12 protein-coding genes are annotated in these 15356 nt (G+C 67.7%); 5 read left to right on the forward strand and 7 right to left on the reverse strand.

From position 1 onward, the window contains the following. Position 1: 1 nt before the first annotated feature. Positions 2-877, reverse strand: coding sequence for an alpha/beta fold hydrolase (locus ACWJI3_RS11290; protein ID WP_480203780.1), 876 nt, complete (start codon positions 875-877; stop codon positions 2-4). A gap of 125 nt (positions 878-1002) precedes the next feature. On the opposite strand from ACWJI3_RS11290, the gene ACWJI3_RS11295 reads away from it, so the two are divergent. Beyond that, positions 1003-1299 carry a hypothetical protein gene (locus tag ACWJI3_RS11295; RefSeq protein WP_480203725.1) on the forward strand — a complete coding sequence of 99 codons (297 nt, stop codon included), beginning with the start codon at positions 1003-1005 and terminating at the stop codon, positions 1297-1299. A 1-nt stretch (position 1300) separates the two neighbouring features. Here ACWJI3_RS11295 and ACWJI3_RS11300 read toward each other — a convergent pair whose 3' ends face one another. Beyond that, positions 1301-2596 (reverse strand): cation:proton antiporter, encoded by a 1296-nt coding sequence (locus tag ACWJI3_RS11300; protein ID WP_480203726.1) that lies wholly within the window; start codon positions 2594-2596, stop codon positions 1301-1303. A 407-nt stretch (positions 2597-3003) separates the two neighbouring features. Between ACWJI3_RS11300 and ACWJI3_RS11305 the strand changes: the two genes are divergently transcribed. Genes ACWJI3_RS11305 through ACWJI3_RS11315 form a run of 3 tightly spaced genes read left to right on the forward strand, consistent with a single transcriptional unit; the run spans position 3004 to position 9113 of the window. After that, positions 3004-5457 carry a phosphoketolase family protein gene (locus tag ACWJI3_RS11305; protein ID WP_480203727.1) on the forward strand — a complete coding sequence of 818 codons (2454 nt, stop codon included), beginning with the start codon at positions 3004-3006 and terminating at the stop codon, positions 5455-5457. Between the two features lie 46 nt (positions 5458-5503). Beyond that, a complete protein-coding gene (locus ACWJI3_RS11310; RefSeq protein WP_480203728.1) occupies positions 5504-8041 on the forward strand; it encodes a glycogen/starch/alpha-glucan phosphorylase in 2538 nt (845 codons plus the stop codon). Between the two features lie 13 nt (positions 8042-8054). Further along, positions 8055-9113, forward strand: a complete 1059-nt coding sequence (locus ACWJI3_RS11315) for an acetate/propionate family kinase (protein ID WP_480203729.1) — start codon at positions 8055-8057, stop codon at positions 9111-9113. A gap of 3 nt (positions 9114-9116) precedes the next feature. Here ACWJI3_RS11315 and ACWJI3_RS11320 read toward each other — a convergent pair whose 3' ends face one another. The 3 genes from ACWJI3_RS11320 to ACWJI3_RS11330 form a co-directional block, all read right to left on the reverse strand. Next, positions 9117-9596: a hypothetical protein gene (locus tag ACWJI3_RS11320; RefSeq protein ID WP_255100580.1), complete on the reverse strand. Its 480-nt coding sequence runs from the start codon at positions 9594-9596 to the stop codon at positions 9117-9119. Between the two features lie 55 nt (positions 9597-9651). After that, complete coding sequence (locus tag ACWJI3_RS11325) at positions 9652-9993, reverse strand: hypothetical protein (protein WP_094513784.1); 342 nt, start codon at positions 9991-9993, stop codon at positions 9652-9654. A gap of 252 nt (positions 9994-10245) precedes the next feature. Beyond that, a complete protein-coding gene (locus ACWJI3_RS11330; RefSeq protein WP_480203730.1) occupies positions 10246-10905 on the reverse strand; it encodes a Coq4 family protein in 660 nt (219 codons plus the stop codon). Positions 10906-11281: 376 nt separating this feature from the next. Here ACWJI3_RS11330 and ACWJI3_RS11335 point away from each other — a divergent pair, with 376 nt between their 5' ends. Beyond that, entirely contained in the window at positions 11282-11875 is a 594-nt protein-coding gene (locus tag ACWJI3_RS11335; protein WP_255141292.1) for a cytochrome b, read from the forward strand. A gap of 42 nt (positions 11876-11917) precedes the next feature. Here the strand turns inward: ACWJI3_RS11335 and ACWJI3_RS11340 are convergent, their stop codons facing one another. Further along, a complete protein-coding gene (locus tag ACWJI3_RS11340; RefSeq protein WP_480203731.1) occupies positions 11918-13066 on the reverse strand; it encodes a methyltransferase domain-containing protein in 1149 nt (382 codons plus the stop codon). A gap of 40 nt (positions 13067-13106) precedes the next feature. After that, entirely contained in the window at positions 13107-15308 is a 2202-nt protein-coding gene (locus tag ACWJI3_RS11345) for an FAD-dependent oxidoreductase (protein ID WP_480203732.1), read from the reverse strand. Positions 15309-15356 lie beyond the last annotated feature (48 nt).

Genomic DNA, 15356 nt, shown 5'->3' on the forward strand with positions numbered 1-15356 from the left:
CTCAGGCGCTCGGCAGGCCGGCCACCCACTCCAGCAGGGCGGCGTTCACCTGATCGGGCACCTCATCGTGGGGGCAGTGGCCGGCGTCGAGCACCACCTCGGCGGTGCCGGAGGGGGCGTGGCGCTGAAAGGCGGCGCGGCGGCCCACGGCATTGATCCAGGGGTCGCGGATGCCCCAGAGCAGGAGGAGCGGGGCGGTGAGGGCGGCGAACAGCTCATCGAGCGGCTGACCGCTCGGGATGTCGAACACGGTGCGGAACACCCCGAAAGCGCCCGGGTCGCGCGAGGGGCGCAGGATCGATTCCACCAGCGCCTCATCGACGTTGGTGCGATCGATGTACACCTGATGGAGGGTGCGGCGGATCGTGGAGCGGCGGCGCAGGTTTTCGAACAGCAGCCGCTGCAGCACCGGGCTGCGCAGCAGCGCTCCCCCGATCGTGCGCCGCGCGATCGCCCCCCAGCCCTGGGGAGGCGCCTGCTCGTCGCTGAAGGGGCCGGCCGCATTGATCAGCACCACACCGGCGGCGTCGGGGCCCAGCGCCACACCGGCGGCCAGCACGGCAAAGCCGCCGAGGGAGTTGCCCACCAGCACGGTGGGGCGGCCGATGCGTTCGTGCACGTAGGCGGCCAGCTGGTCGCGCCAGAGGGCCCCGCCATAACGCAGCTCGCCGGGCTTGGCACTGCGGCCGAAGCCCAGCAGGTCGATGGCATGAACCTCGTGCAGTGCCGCCAGGGCCGGAATGTTGTAGCGCCAGTGGTCGGTGGAAGCACCGAAGCCGTGCACCAGCAGGAAGGCCGGCCCCACCGGCTCTGCGGGGGCGGCCCGCACCGCGTGCACGGCATGGCCCAGGTAGGTCCAGGGCTGCGCGCAGGGAATGGCGGGGGAAGGGGTAGCCGGCACCACGGCGGTGCCGGGCTCTGCGCTGGGTGCTGCGCTTGAAGGGATCACCGGAAGCCTGCCTCGGTGGCCGATGCTAGGGAGCAGTTTGAGCGGCCCGCTCCGTGCGCGACTGGTCCAGCCTGCTGTCGGGGGGGGCGCTGTGGGCGCTGGCGCTCTACCTGCCGCTGACGGTGCCGCTGGCGCGCTTCGAGGAAGCACTGGCCGACGGGCCGCTGAACGAAGGACTGCGCCAGCTGGCCCTGGTGGTGAGCAGCATGCTGCTGGCCCTGGTTGTGGGGGGAATCACCCAGCTGGGCCTGAGCTGGGCTCTCAGCCCGAGCTGGGCGGCCAGCCTCGGGCTGATGGCGGTGCTGGCCGGAGCCTTCTGGGGGCTGGCCAGCCGCCGCGATTCCGAGTGAGTCAGGCCGGCTGTTCGGCCGGCGCTTCCTTGCCTCCGAGCACCAGGCGCAGCAGCAGCGGCGCCAGGAAGGTGGTGCCGATCACCATGATCAGGATCGCCGCCTCCAGCGCAGGGTTGAGCAGCTTGGCCTGGGTGCCGAGGCCAAGGAAGATCAGGCCCACCTCGCCGCGGGGCATCATCCCCAGACCCACCACCAGCCGGTTGGTTTTCTCCTTGCTGAGGTAGCTCCAGCCGGACACCAGCTTGCCGAGGATCGCCACGGTGAGCAGGAAGGCAGCAACCACGAGACCCTCGCGGTTGCTGGGGTCCATCGGGTTGAGCACCGACAGGTCCATGCTCGTGCCGATCAGCACGAAGAAGATGGTGGCGAACAGGGCCACCAGCGGCTTCACCGTGTCCTGGATCAGATGGGTGTGCTTCGAGCTGCTCAGGATCAGGCCGGCGGCGAAGGCACCGAGGGCCGCTTCGAGGCCGATGGCCTGGGCCGCGAAGCAGCAGAGGCAGAGCACCACGAAGGAGGCCACCACCACTTCACCGGGGGCCTTGAGCTGGTCCAGCACCCAGTCGAACAGCGGGGCAGCCGTGCGGCTGAGGAACAGGGATGCCGCCACGAACACTGCCGCGGCCACCAGCAGCTTGATGATCGGGCCGATCTCGAGAGCGCCGCCACCGGCCAGGGCCACCACCACCGCCAGGATCACGATGCCGAGGATGTCGTCGAGCACGGCGGCGCCGATCACGATCTGACCTTCCTTGGTGCGCAGATATTTGAGTTCGCCGAACACACTCGCGGTGATGCCGATGCTGGTGGCGGTCATCGCCGCACCCGCAAACACCGCCGGGATCAATGGAAGATGGAAGAAATAGAGGAGTCCGAGCGTGCCGAGCGCGAAGGGCACCACCACGCCGGTCACGGCCACGGTGCTGGCCTGCAGGCCCACCGCCACCAGCTCATCGAGTTCACTCTCGAGGCCGGTGAGGAACAACAGCGCGAACAGGCCGAGCGTGGCAAGCGATTCCAGGTTCGGGAACGTGGAGTTGTAGATCGACTGCACCACGTCGGGAGTGACATCCGACAGTGAGCTGACCAGATTCAGCAGCGTGCCGTTCAGCTGCGCTCCGGTTTCGGGGGGAAGGATGAAATGGAGGCCGGAGAAGCCGATCAGCACACCGGCCAGCAGCTCGCCGAGGATCGTGGGGAGCTGCAAGCGCACCATCACTTCGGCGAGCGCACGGGCCGCCACGAAGATCAGCAGGATCCGCCCCACCGAGATCAAGGTGGAAGCCACCTCCATCTCATGGGAGCCCATCTGGAGCAACAACTGAGGAACAGACGAGATCATTGGTGTGGAGGTCGTTCCCCAGCGGGGAGCAGCAAAGTGCGTTGGACCTTAATGGGAATCCTGCTGAGCTGACTGAAAACCGAGCCGACGGATTGCAGCGTTCGGCCCCGCAAGGGGGCGGTGGTAGTGCGCCTGGGCGAAGCAGCGAAGGGCGAGCGCAGCGGCGGCCCCGGCGGCTGCGCGGGGGTGAGGGAACGCCCATCCAGGGGCGAGCGGGCTTGCGGCCACGGCGGTGCTTGAACAGCCTGTCCGTGAGCAGGGACGGCCCGCGTGCTGCAGCCGACCGTCCTGGCTCCGCACCGTGCCTACGGTTCCGGGTGCTCCCCGAGCCCGCTCTACGCCCTTCGCCACCCGCTCCCATGACGATCACCTCGGCCAGCAGCGCTGGCCAGACCCAGGAGACAGGGACCCAGGCCCCGCTTGACGCCGTCGAACTGCAGCGGCTGGATGCCTGGTGGCGCGCCGCCAACTACCTGGCGGTGGGAATGATCTACCTGCAGGCCAACCCGCTGCTGCGCGAGCCGCTCAAGCACGAGCACATCAAGAACCGGCTGCTGGGGCACTGGGGCTCCAGCCCGGGCCAGGCGTTCATCTGGGCCCACGCCAACCGCCTGATCCGCGCCCACGATCTGGAGATGATCTACCTGTCGGGGCCAGGCCATGGCGCCCCCGGCGTGCTGGGCCCCACCTACCTCGACGGCAGCTACAGCGAGATCTATCCCGACAAGTCCCAGGACGCCCAAGGGCTGCGCAGCTTCTTCAAGCAGTTCTCCTTTCCCGGCCACATCGGCAGCCACTGCACCCCGGAAACCCCCGGCTCGATCCATGAGGGTGGCGAACTCGGCTACGTGCTCTCGCACGCCTGCGGCGCCGTCTTCGACAACCCCGAGCTGATCGCCCTGGCCTGCGTGGGGGATGGCGAGGCCGAAACCGGCCCGCTGGCCACCTCCTGGCACATCAACAAGTTCCTCAACCCGATCAGCGATGGCGCCGTGCTGCCGGTGCTGCACCTCAACGGCTACAAGATCGCCAACCCCACGCTGCTGGCCCGCATCAGCCGCGACGAGCTGGAAAGCCTGATGCGCGGCTACGGCTGGACGCCCTTGTTCGTGGAAGGGCATGAGCCGGCGGCCATGCACCAGGCGATGGCCGCCGCCATGGATGAGGCGGTGGACCAGATCCTCAGCGCCCGCGCCCAGGCGCGCCAGAGCGGCGAAGCGTTCCGGCCCGCCTGGCCGATGATCGTGCTGCGCTCTCCCAAGGGCTGGACCGGCCCCACCGAGCTGAACGGCAAGAAGCTGGAGGGCTTCTGGCGGTCGCACCAGGTGCCCCTGCCGGCCCCCAACAAGGACCCCGAGCAGCTGCAGATGCTGGAGAGCTGGCTGCGCAGCTATCGGCCTGAGGAGCTGTTCGATGAAAGCGGCACCTTGATGGCCGAACTCAGGGCCCTCTCTCCCACGGGCCAGCGGCGCATGGGCTCCAGCCCCCATGCCAATGGCGGTCTGCTGCGCCGCAAGCTGCGCCTGCCGCCGATGGAGGCCTACGAGGTGCCGGTGGATCACCCCGGTCAGCGGGAGCATGAGAACACGGCGCCGCTGGGCGAGCTGCTGCGCGACACCATCGCCCGCAACCCGGACAGCATGCGCGTGTTCGGCCCCGACGAGACCGCCTCCAACCGACTGCAGGCGATCTACGAGGTGAGCAAGAAGGTGTGGATGGAGGACATCCTTCCGGAAGACAGCGGCGGCAGCGAACTGGCCCGCAACGGCCGGGTGGTGGAGATGCTCTCGGAGCACACCCTGGTGGGAATGATGGAGGGCTACCTGCTCACCGGCCGAAATGGCCTGTTCCACACCTACGAGGCCTTCGCCCATGTGATCGCCTCGATGTTCAACCAGCACGCCAAGTGGCTGGAATCGTGCATTCACCACGCCCCCTGGCGGGCGCCGATCGCCCCCTGGAACTGCCTGATCTCCTCCACCGTGTGGCGCCAGGATCACAACGGCTTCACCCACCAGGATCCCGGCTTCATCGACCTGGCCGGCAACAAGAGCGGTGAGGTGGTGCGGGTGTATCTGCCGGCCGATGCCAACTGCCTGTTGGCGGTGGCGGAGGAGGCGTTCCTGGAGCCCAACGTCTGCAACGTGATCGTCTCCGACAAACAGAAGCACCTGCAGTACTTCACCCTGGAGCAGGCGCGGCGCCATGTGGCCAAGGGGATCGGCATCGTCTCCTGGGCCAGCAACGACGATGACGGCACCGCACCGGATGAACCTGATGTGGTGATGGCCTGCGCCGGTGACATCCCCAGCAAGGAAACGCTGGCGGCGGTGGAGATCCTGCGCCATCAGATTCCCACTCTCAAGATCCGCGTGATCAACGTGGTGAAGCTGTTCGCCCTCACCAAGCCCAGCGAGCACCCGCACGGGCTCTCCGACCGCGACTTCGACAGCCTGTTCACAACGGACAAGCCCGTGCTGTTCAACTTCCACGGCTATCCCTGGCTGATTCACCGGCTCACCTATCACCGCAGCAACCACGGCAACATGCACGTGCGGGGCTACAAGGAGAAGGGCAACATCAACACGCCGCTGGAACTGGCGATGAACAACCAGATCGACCGCTTCAATCTGGTGATCGACGTGATCGACCGGGTGCCCTCGCTGGGATCACGGGCCGCCCACGTCAAGGAGAGGATGAAGGAGGAAATCCTGCGGCACCGCGCCTACGCCCACATCCACGGCATGGACACCCCCGAGGTGACCAACTGGCGCTGGAGCCTTCCGGCCCCGTCAGTAGCGCCCGGCGCCTGAACCGACGCCTTCTCTCCTCTCCCGCGCCCCTTACCCGCCCCACTCGATGACCGAAACCCAGGCCCGCCAGCTGCAGCTGCCCACCCCCGGCTGCTATGCCGATCCCCAGCGCAGCGGTCTCACGGCGGACGATCTGTTCGACAGCGTCACCGGTCACCTCTTCTACACACTCGGCAAGCTGGCACCGGTCGCCACCCGCCACGACGCCTACCTGGCGCTCAGCTACGCGGTGCGGGACCGGCTGATGACGCGTTACCTGGCAGGGGTGGAGGCGATCTCGGCCTCGCCACGGCGGGTGGTGGCCTACCTTTCGGCCGAGTTCCTGATTGGCCCCCAGCTCGGCAACAACCTGGTCATGCTCGGCATCCAGGACGAGGCGGCCGAGGCGATGCGTCGCTTCGGCATCGAGAGGCTGGAGGAGGTGCTGGAGGTGGAGGAGGAGCCGGGGCTGGGCAATGGCGGCCTCGGCCGCCTGGCGGCCTGCTACCTGGAATCCCTGGCCAGCCTGGAGATTCCGGCCACCGGCTACGGCATCCGCTACGAGTTCGGCATCTTCGATCAGCTGGTCCGCGACGGCTGGCAGGTGGAGATCACCGACAAGTGGCTCAAGACCGGCTGGCCCTGGGAGCTGCCGCGGCCGGATCAGGCCTGCACCGTGGGCTTCGGCGGTCACACCGAGACCTACCGCGACGCGCAGAACTGCCTGCGGGTGCGCTGGGTGCCGGCGCAGCAGGCGATTGGCATCCCCCACGACGTGCCGGTGCTGGGCTACCAGGTGAACACCTGCGACCGGCTGCGGCTGTGGAAAGCGGAAGCCTCGGAAAGCTTCGACTTCTACGCCTTCAACATTGGCGATTACTACGGCGCCGTGGAAGAGAAGGTGGGCTCGGAGAACCTCACCAAGGTGCTTTACCCCAACGACGGCACCGATGAGGGGCGCCGGCTACGGCTCAAGCAGCAGCACTTCTTCGTGAGCTGCTCCCTGCAGGACATGGTGCGCAGCCTCGATGCCCGCCAGCTGCCAATCAGCGAGTTCCCCGATCACTGGGCCGTGCAGCTCAATGACACCCACCCGTCGATCGCCGTTGCCGAACTGATGCGGCTGCTGATCGATGAGAAGCACCTGGAGTGGGATCAGGCCTGGGACATCACCACCCGCTCGCTGTCTTACACCAACCACACCCTGCTGCCGGAGGCGCTGGAGAAGTGGGGCCTCAATCTGTTCAGCAGCCTGCTGCCGCGCCATCTGGAGCTGATCTTCGAGATCAACCGGCGCTTCCTGCAGACGGTGCGCATGAAGTACCCCGGCAACGTTCAGATCCTGAGACGGGTTTCGATCATTGCCGAGGACGGCGAAAAGGCCGTGCGCATGGCCAATCTGGCCACCGTGGGCTCCCATCACGTCAACGGGGTGGCGGCGCTGCACAGCGAGCTGGTGCGCACCGAGCTCTTCCCCGATTACGCCGCCATCTGGCCGGAGAAGTTCCTCAACGTCACCAACGGCGTGACGCCCCGCCGCTGGATCGCCCTGTCCAACCCGCTGCTGCGCAGCCTGCTAGATGAAACGATCAGCGCCGACTGGGTGCGCGATCTCGATCTCCTGCGGGAACTGGAACGCTTCCAGCACGACAGCGCCTTCCTCGAGCGCTGGGGCCAGATGAAACTGGCCGTCAAGCGGCGGCTCACCACTTACGTGCACCAGACCACCGGCCTGCTGGTGGATCCCGCCACGATGTTCGATGTGCAGGTGAAGCGGATCCACGAATACAAACGCCAGCACCTCAATGCACTGCAGGTGATCGTGCAGTACCTGCGCATCAAGCACGGACTGGCCGATGGTCAGGCGCCGCGCACGGTGATCTTCGGCGGCAAGGCGGCCCCTGGCTATTACATGGCCAAGCTGATCATCCGCTTCCTCAATGGCATCGCCGATACGGTCAATGCCGACCCCGACATGGACGGGAGGCTGCGGGTGATCTTCCTGGCCGATTACAACGTGAAGCTGGGCGAGCGGGTGTACCCCGCCTCCGATCTTTCCGAGCAGATCTCCACCGCTGGCCTGGAAGCCTCCGGCACCGGCAACATGAAATTCGCCATGAACGGCGCCCTCACGATCGGCACCCTCGATGGCGCCAACGTGGAGATCCGCGAACAGGTGGGCGAGGAGAACTTCTTCCTGTTCGGCCGCACCACCGACGGCATCGAGGCCCTGCGCCGCGAGGGCTACCGGCCGTGGGAATGGATCAACGGCATGCCGGAGCTGGCCGAAGCGCTGCGGCTGATCGAGCAGGGCCATTTCAGCAACGGCGACACCGAACTGTTCAAGCCGCTGCTGGAGAACCTCACCGGCCGCGATCCCTTCTATGTGCTCGCTGATTTCACCGATTACCTGCGCGCCCAGGATGCGGTCAGCGCCGCCTGGGCCGATCGGGAGCACTGGAACCGCATGTCGCTGCTCAACACCGCACGCACCGGCTTCTTCTCCTCCGACCGCTCGATCCGGGAGTACGCCGAACGCATCTGGAAGGTGAAGCCCTTTCCGATCACGATCAGCTGCGCCATCGAAGGGGCCGAATCCCCCTGAGCCGGAGGCCGCGATGGAGCCCAGCGCAACGCAGGCCGCCGATCTGGTGCTGGTGCTCAACGTGGGCAGCTCCAGCCTCAAGGCCTGCCTGATCGACCCGGCCGGCACGCGGCTGTGGCAGGACCAGCGCCCCTGGGATCCCGCCGCAGCGGACGAGGCCCTGGCGTCGTTCCTGCCGCAGGCACTGGCCCCGTGGCGCCAGCGGCTGCTGCTCACCGCCCACCGGGTGGTGCACGGCGGCGCCGCTCTCACGGCGCCCACCCGGATCACCCCGGCGCAGGAGGAGGCCCTGGAGGCGCTGGTGCCCCTGGCCCCCCTGCACAACGGGCCGGCGCTGGTGGTGATCCGCTGGATGATGCGCTGGCTGCCGCAGCTGCCGCAGTGGGCCTGCTTCGACACCGCCTTTCACGGCACCCTGCCACCAGCGGCCTTCACCTACGCCATCCCCGCCGCCTGGCGCGCTGAGGGGTTGCGGCGTTTCGGCTTTCATGGGCTCAACCACCAGCACGTGAGCGAAGTGGTGGCGGTGCCGCGGCTGATCAGCTGCCATCTGGGGGCGGGCTGCTCCCTGGCGGCGGTGCGCAACGGCCTCAGCATCGACACCACGATGGGCTTCACGCCGCTGGAGGGGCTGGTGATGGCCAGCCGCAGCGGCTCAGTGGATCCCGGCCTGCTGCTCGATCGCCTGCGGCAGGGCATGAGCGCTGCTGAGCTTGATCACGCCCTGCAACACGAAAGCGGCCTGCGCGGGCTCTCGGAACTGAGCGGCGACATGCGCACCCTGCGGCAGGCGGCGGCGGCGGGCCACACCGGCGCCCAGCTGGCGCTGGAGGTGTTTCTGCACCGGCTGCTTCAGGGCATCGGTGCCATGGCCGCCAGCCTGGGCGGGGTGGACGCGATCGCGCTCAGCGGCGGCATCGGCCAGAACGACCTGGTGCTGGAGCAGGAATTGCGGGAGCGCCTGGCCTGGCTGCCACCGTTTCAGCTGCTGCGCGTTCCCGCCGATGAGGAGGGCATGGCCGCCCGGCTCTGCCGCCGGGCCAGCGGCGGCACCGGGCCGGGCGAACACTGACGCTCAGCTGCGATCGGGCAGATCGGGGGTCTGGTGCAGCAGGCGGTTGAGACGCAGGCGATCGGCATTGAGCGGATCGGGAGCCAGCTCACCGGCCGTTTCCCGGAACTTCTGCTCCACCTCCTCCGGCACCCGCACATCAAAGATGCGCTCCATCAACGCCTCAATCGAGAAGAGGTGGGCGTTGATGTTTTCGAGGTCGCTGATCGCCTGTTGCAGGCTGTCCTGCTCCGGTGCGTCGTCGTCAGGCGACTGGGCATCGGGCGCAACGGAACCGGCGGTGGCAGCCGCGGCATCGGTGGCGTCGTCGCCGTGGGTTTTCTGCAGCTCTTCCAGCACGCGGCCCGCCAGGGTGCGGAAGGCCTGAAGGGCAGCCCAGTTGAGCTCCTGCTGTTGGCGCAGGCTGGGATTTTCGCGGATCAGTCGGTCGTGCTCCCGATAGAAACGCTGACAATCAGGGCATTGGCAGGGCTCTTCGGGCACCGCGCTCCCTTGGTTCTTCTCAAACCATCATGCCATTGGACGCCAACCTGTGCCGTCAGGCGAGATCGATACAGGAATCCCCGGTGAAATCATCGTCACCGAAGAGGTCGCCATCCTCCACCTGGGCGGCAGGCAAAGGAATTTCGATCGTGCTCACCACCTGAATCACATCGCGCAGCCGCATCGAATCGGCGAACCAGCTCATCGCCTGCTCCATGTCACCGCGCCGCTCCGCCTCGCCGGCCTGCTCCTCGTGCGCTTCGGTGAGCAGGGCCAGCCAGCAGAGGCAACGGGCCTGCACCACGGAAAGATCGAGCTCATCGGGCTGGCCCCGGGCGATCCTTTCGCTCTCCTGCTGCACCAACAGCCTCAGCCGCAGATCATGGAGCTGGGTCATGCTCAGAAAACGACCTCCCCTACACTAGTGGCGGTGGCCCGTTCAAGCACGGCACCAGTGGTAGTGCCTGCTACCCCTCTGCAAGGTCTGTATGGCCGCGAAGCGAGGTGGTGAGGTGCGGCGGTGAACCGTGTCTGCGGCTGTTTCCTGCCGCTGGCAGTGCCGGGGCCGGGGCCTGGTGAGTGTCGTTGCAGCGGTTCCCGCACGTCGGGCATCGGCCGACGGCCGGCGGCGGCGTTCCGGGCCCAGGCTTCAGGCGTTGAGCGCCGCAAGGCCCAGATCCTGGCGCCAGTCGCTCAATGGGCGTTCCCAGTGGTCTTCAAAGCGCTGGGCAATCACCAGGCAGCCGGCCGAGAGGCCCATGGCAAAACCGTTGCTCAAGGCCTGCAACAGCGGGGCGATCGGTTCATCGTCCTGGAGCGTTTTCAGCAGGCCGCCGAAGATCAGCATCACCGCCAGCGGGGAGCGCACCTGGGCCAGATTGAAGGCCTGCAGACCGAGCTCGCCCACCGCATCGGTGCCGAAGCCGGTGAGCACATGCACGATGTCGTGGGTTTCGCGCAGGCGGTGCACCAGGTAGTCGGACGCGGAGGTGATCGGCGCAGGGTCAAGCAGCGCCTCCGGGGACAGGCCCTGCTCGCTCAGGTGCCGGGCATAGGCATGGCCGAGGCTGCCTACCGGCATGGCTTCGAGCGCCTCAAGATCCAGCGGTTGCGGTCGCCAGCCTTCTGCCACCAACGCCGCCATCTGCGGGTTGGCGAGCAGATGGCGGTGCATCTGATTGGACAGCGAACTGTTCTGCAGACTCCGCGCCACCGCAAACACGCTGTCGAGCTGGTCGGGGTTGCGCAGAAAGCCGCTCAGTGCCGCCACCATGCGCAGCGACTGCAGGCGCTGAGGAAGGTTGAACATGTGAGCGCTGGATGATTGCGACCATGTTGCCACCGCTGCACCAGGCGGCCGGCGCAGATCACCGTGATTCCAACGCCCTTCGAGGGATGCGCCGATCCATGAACGCCACAGCGCAAGCCATGGCAAGGTGAACAACATCACCGCAACTGCACCACAGTTGTTGACTCTGCTGCAGTGAACATTGCAGTCAAGGTAAATGGGGAAGAGCCAGCCCGACGGACAGTGTCAACGGCAGACTGCGAGCCTGGAGAACAGCAAGCCTGGAGAACAGCGGTGTGTGTCAAGTGGAGATAATCTGGCTACACCGGAGTTCGCGGTTGGTGGCCGATGGCACAGCCGCACCCATCAGGCCCTTCCGCTGGCTGAGATCCACCCGATGAACCAAGACCTCACCACACCCCGAAGACCACGGCTCACCTCGGCCTTTCAGCGGCTGATGTCGGTGCATTGGTGGATGGCAGGGCTCTATCTGTTGTTGTTCAGCGGCGGCGCCTTCATGGCCCAGCTGAGTCGCGAGGTGTCTTTTCGTGGCTCTCTCTATGACATCCACAAATCGATCGGCCTGCTCACCATCGCCCTGCTGCTCTGGCGGATCGTGGTGTTGCTACAGGTGTGGTGGAAGAAGTACACCCGGCACCTGCCTCGGTTGAGCCCGAAGTGGTGGCGCAACATGCTGCTTCACGCCCTGCTGTATGGCTTCATGGTGGTGGTTCCACTGGCCGGATTGCTGCTGTCCAATTCGTTCAAGGCGGGCAATGTCGCCTTCTTCGGCCTTGTGATTCCCGATCTGTTTCCTGAAAACAAGGCGATGGTGGAGCTGGGCCGCAGCCTGCACTTCTGGCTCTCTTACACCTTCCTGGCCTTCATCGTTCTGCACACGCTCGCCCAGTGGCGCGTCGTGCAGGCCAACCTGCGCCGGCTGGGTGACACCATCAAGCGCCGGCGGGCCTCAGAGGTTGTTTCCCACTGAAGCGGTCGGCATCGGTCAGAGGCCGCGCAGCGGCAGCGCCGATCAGCAGCAGGCGCCGCTCGTTGTGGACGTGGCCGCCGCAGGTCCGTCGAACGGCAGGGCCGTGCCACAGCCCTCGAACAGGCCGTAGTGGCGGCTGAAATCGCCGATGAAGCTGAAGTGGGGGGCCAGGCGGCTGCCTTCGAGCATGCGGAAGGTGTTGCCGCAGACGGGAAACACCTTGCCGGCCTCGATCCTGTGGTGCTTGTCGAAAGGCAGGGCTTGGGGGTGCCCGGCGATCGTGCCGCGGTAGATCACGGCCTGGCCATGGTCTTCGCAGGCATCCTCCAGCTCGGGGAGGTGGAACAGCCGGTAGGTGGCGGAGAAGAAGCGGATGGCACCGGTGCGGGCGGCCAGCTCGGCATCGGTGATCTCCAGCGGCCGGTCGCTCACCAGGCGGGGATCGGCGAAGCCGGCCTGACGGGCCAGGCGCAGGAAGTCATTCCAGTAGAGGGCGCCGCTGAGGCATTCGCCGTAGAGCACCGGATCGTGACGCAGCGCCTCGGGCACGCGCCGGTCGGCGTACACGTCGGCGAAGAAGAACTCACCGCCGCTCTTGAGCAGCCGCCGCACCCCGTTCAGCACGGCCAGCTTGTCGGCCGAGAGGTTCACCACGCAGTTGGAGATCACCAGATCGAAGCTGCCGGGCTCCAGGTGCAGCTGATCGAGCTGCTCGATGCGGCCCTCCAGGAACGTCACATTGGCAAAGCCGAACTGATCGGCGTGGTGCTGCTGGTGCCGCCGGGCCACCGCCAGCTGCTCGGGCGTCATGTCCACCCCCACCACTGCGCCGCCGGGCCCCACCAGCTGGGCCAGCAGGTACACATCACGGCCGCTGCCGCAGCCCAGATCCAGCACCCGCAGGCCCTCCAGCAGCGGCGGCACCACCAGGCCGCAGCCGTAATAGCGCGACAGCACCTCTGGATGGATGCGAGCCAGCAGCGGACGCAGGGCCTGGGGCACGCTGCTGGCGTCGCAGCAGGCGTCAGTGCGCAGGTCGGCGCTGCTGCTGAGCGTGGCGCCGTAGTACTCCTGCACGCCGCGGCTGACGTCGGTGGTGCTGGTGTCAGGGGTGCTGGTGGCCGCCGGGCTGCAGCAGCTGGTGTCGGTGGAAGGGGCGTCGGCGCTGCTGGTGTGGGTGGGGCTGGCCATGGAAGGGTGCAGGGGGATGAACAGGAGGGCTTCGGGGGGCTCAGCCGCGCCGTCGCCAGGCGTGGTAGCGGCGCAGCCAGGGCATCAGGTGCTGGGGCACCCGCTGCTTCTTCCAGCTGGCGGCGGCGAACTTGTTGGCCTCCGCCATGGTGGGGTAGGCGTGAATGGTGGCAAAGATCCGGCCCAGCCCCAGGCCCCACGTCATCGCCAGCACAAACTCGGCCAGCAGTTCGCCGGCGTGCTCGCCCACGATCGTGGCGCCCAGGATGCGGTCGCTGCCTGGCTGGGTGAGCACCTTCACGAAGCCCTGCTCGGCGCTCTCCACGATGGCGCGGTCGAGTTCGTGCAGGGGGAAACGGGTCACGTCCACGGCGATGCCCTGCTGAGCGGCGTCGGCTTCGGTGAGCCCCACCGTGGCCACCTCCGGTTCGGTGAAGGTGGTACGGGGGACCACCCGGTAGTCAGCCTTGAAGGCGCGCAGGTTGCCGAACAGGGCGTTCACCGCCGCATACCAGGCCTGGTGGGCGGCGGTGTGGGTGAACTGGAACGGTCCGGCCACATCGCCGGCGGCGTAGATGTTCGGGTAGTTGGTCTGCAGGAAGGCGTTGGTGGTGACCGTGGCGCCGGTGGGGATGCCCAGCTCCTGGAGGCCGTAGCCCGAGAGCCGGGCGCGGCGGCCGAGGGCGCAGAGCACGGCATCGCAGACGATCGCCCGCTCCTCCTCCCCCTGCCGCAGCCGCACCGTGATCGCGCCCTGGGGGCCGGGCTGGCGCTCGAAGCCGAGCACCGTGGTGCCCATCAGCAGGGTGATGCCGTCAGCTTCCAGGGCCCGTTGCACCTCGGCGGCCACGTCCGCGTCTTCCTTGCTGAGCAGGCGCTGGCTGCGCTGGATCTGGGTGATCGGCAGGCCCAGCTGGGCCAGGGCCTGGGCCAGTTCGCAGGCGATCGGCCCGCCCCCCAGCACCGCCAGCCGCGGCCGCTCCAGGGCGCAGCTGCCGAGCCAGCTCCACACCGTTTCGCTGGTGAGCAGCGGCACCGTATCGCTCCCCGGCCAGTGAGGCAGCACCGGCTCGGCGCCGGTGGCCAGCACGATCGCGCGCGCCGTGAGCGTCTGCGCTTCCCCCTCGGACCCCTGGATCGCCACGGTCCAGGGATCAAGCAGGCGAGCCTGGCCGCGCAGCACCTCCACCCCCAGGCCCTCGTAGCGCTCGACGCTGTCGTGGGGCGCAATCGCCTCCACCTTGGCGGCCACCCGCGCGAACACCTGGCGCACGCTCAGGCGCGGCTCCACCGGCTCAAGGCCGTAGCGGTCGGCGCGGCGCATGCGGGCCGCCAGCCGCGCCGAGCTGATCAATGCCTTGCTGGGCACGCAGCCGGTGTTGAGGCAGTCGCCGCCCATCTCGGCGCGCTCCACCAGGGTCACCCGCGCCTTCACCGTGGCGGAGATGTAGGAGGTGACCAGTCCTGCCGCGCCGGCGCCGATCACGATCAGGTTGCGGTCGAAGTGGCGGGGGCGCCGCCAGGGGCGGTAGAGCTGCCAGATCTGCCAGCGGCGGGTGGCCGCCTTCGCCAGCCAGGGGAACAGGGCCAGCAGCAGCAGCGAGCCCAGCAGCGGCGGGCTGAGGATGCCGCCCAGGCCGCGCAGCTGGGCCAGCTGGGTGCCGGCGTTCACGTACACCAGCGTGCCGGGCAGCATGCCGATCTGGCTGGTGAGATAGAAGCTGGCGGCCCGCATCGGCGTCAGCGCCATCAGCAGGTTCACCAGAAAAAAGGGGAACACCGGCGCCAGACGCAGGCTGAGCAGGTAGAACACCCCATCGCGCGCCACACCCGCCTCGATCGGCGCCAGCTGGCGGCCGAAGCGCCGCCGCACCAGATCGCGCAGCAGGGTGCGGGCCACCAGGAAGGCCAGCAGGGCGCCAACGCTGGAGGCGAACGACACCATCAGGGTGCCGAGCCCCAGGCCGAAGATCGCCCCGCCGGCCAGGGTGAGCACCGCGGCCCCCGGCAGCGACAGGGCCGTGACCAGCACGTAGAGGAGCATGTAGGCCCCGGCCACCAGCAGCGGCGCCTGCGCCCGCCGCTCCAGCAGGGCGCCGTGGGCGCGCTGCAGGCCCTCAAGGCTGAGCTGGCGGTGCAGGCCCAGAGCGAAGAACAGCACCACCGCTAGGGCGAGGGCGGCGATCAGCAGCAGCTGGCGCCAGCGGGGCCGGCCAGATGGCGGTGAACCAGACGCAGACATGGAGGAGGCGCTTCCCTAGACCTACCGACAACAGCGTGGTGCGGATTG

This window comes from Marcopretia estuarina LEGE 06307 (assembly GCF_056633115.1).

What these genes read in the sequence shown, in the direction of transcription:
- ACWJI3_RS11300 (WP_480203726.1), bottom strand. Translation starts at nt 2,596, where the DNA reads ATGGAGGTGGCTTCCACCTTGATCTCGGTGGGGCGGATCCTGCTGATC.
- ACWJI3_RS11305 (WP_480203727.1), top strand. Translation starts at nt 3,004, where the DNA reads ATGACGATCACCTCGGCCAGCAGCGCTGGCCAGACCCAGGAGACAGGG.
- ACWJI3_RS11310 (WP_480203728.1), top strand. Translation starts at nt 5,504, where the DNA reads ATGACCGAAACCCAGGCCCGCCAGCTGCAGCTGCCCACCCCCGGCTGC.
- ACWJI3_RS11315 (WP_480203729.1), top strand. Translation starts at nt 8,055, where the DNA reads ATGGAGCCCAGCGCAACGCAGGCCGCCGATCTGGTGCTGGTGCTCAAC.
- ACWJI3_RS11325 (WP_094513784.1), bottom strand. Translation starts at nt 9,993, where the DNA reads ATGACCCAGCTCCATGATCTGCGGCTGAGGCTGTTGGTGCAGCAGGAG.
- ACWJI3_RS11330 (WP_480203730.1), bottom strand. Translation starts at nt 10,905, where the DNA reads ATGTTCAACCTTCCTCAGCGCCTGCAGTCGCTGCGCATGGTGGCGGCA.
- ACWJI3_RS11335 (WP_255141292.1), top strand. Translation starts at nt 11,282, where the DNA reads ATGAACCAAGACCTCACCACACCCCGAAGACCACGGCTCACCTCGGCC.
- ACWJI3_RS11340 (WP_480203731.1), bottom strand. Translation starts at nt 13,066, where the DNA reads ATGGCCAGCCCCACCCACACCAGCAGCGCCGACGCCCCTTCCACCGAC.
- ACWJI3_RS11345 (WP_480203732.1), bottom strand. Translation starts at nt 15,308, where the DNA reads ATGTCTGCGTCTGGTTCACCGCCATCTGGCCGGCCCCGCTGGCGCCAG.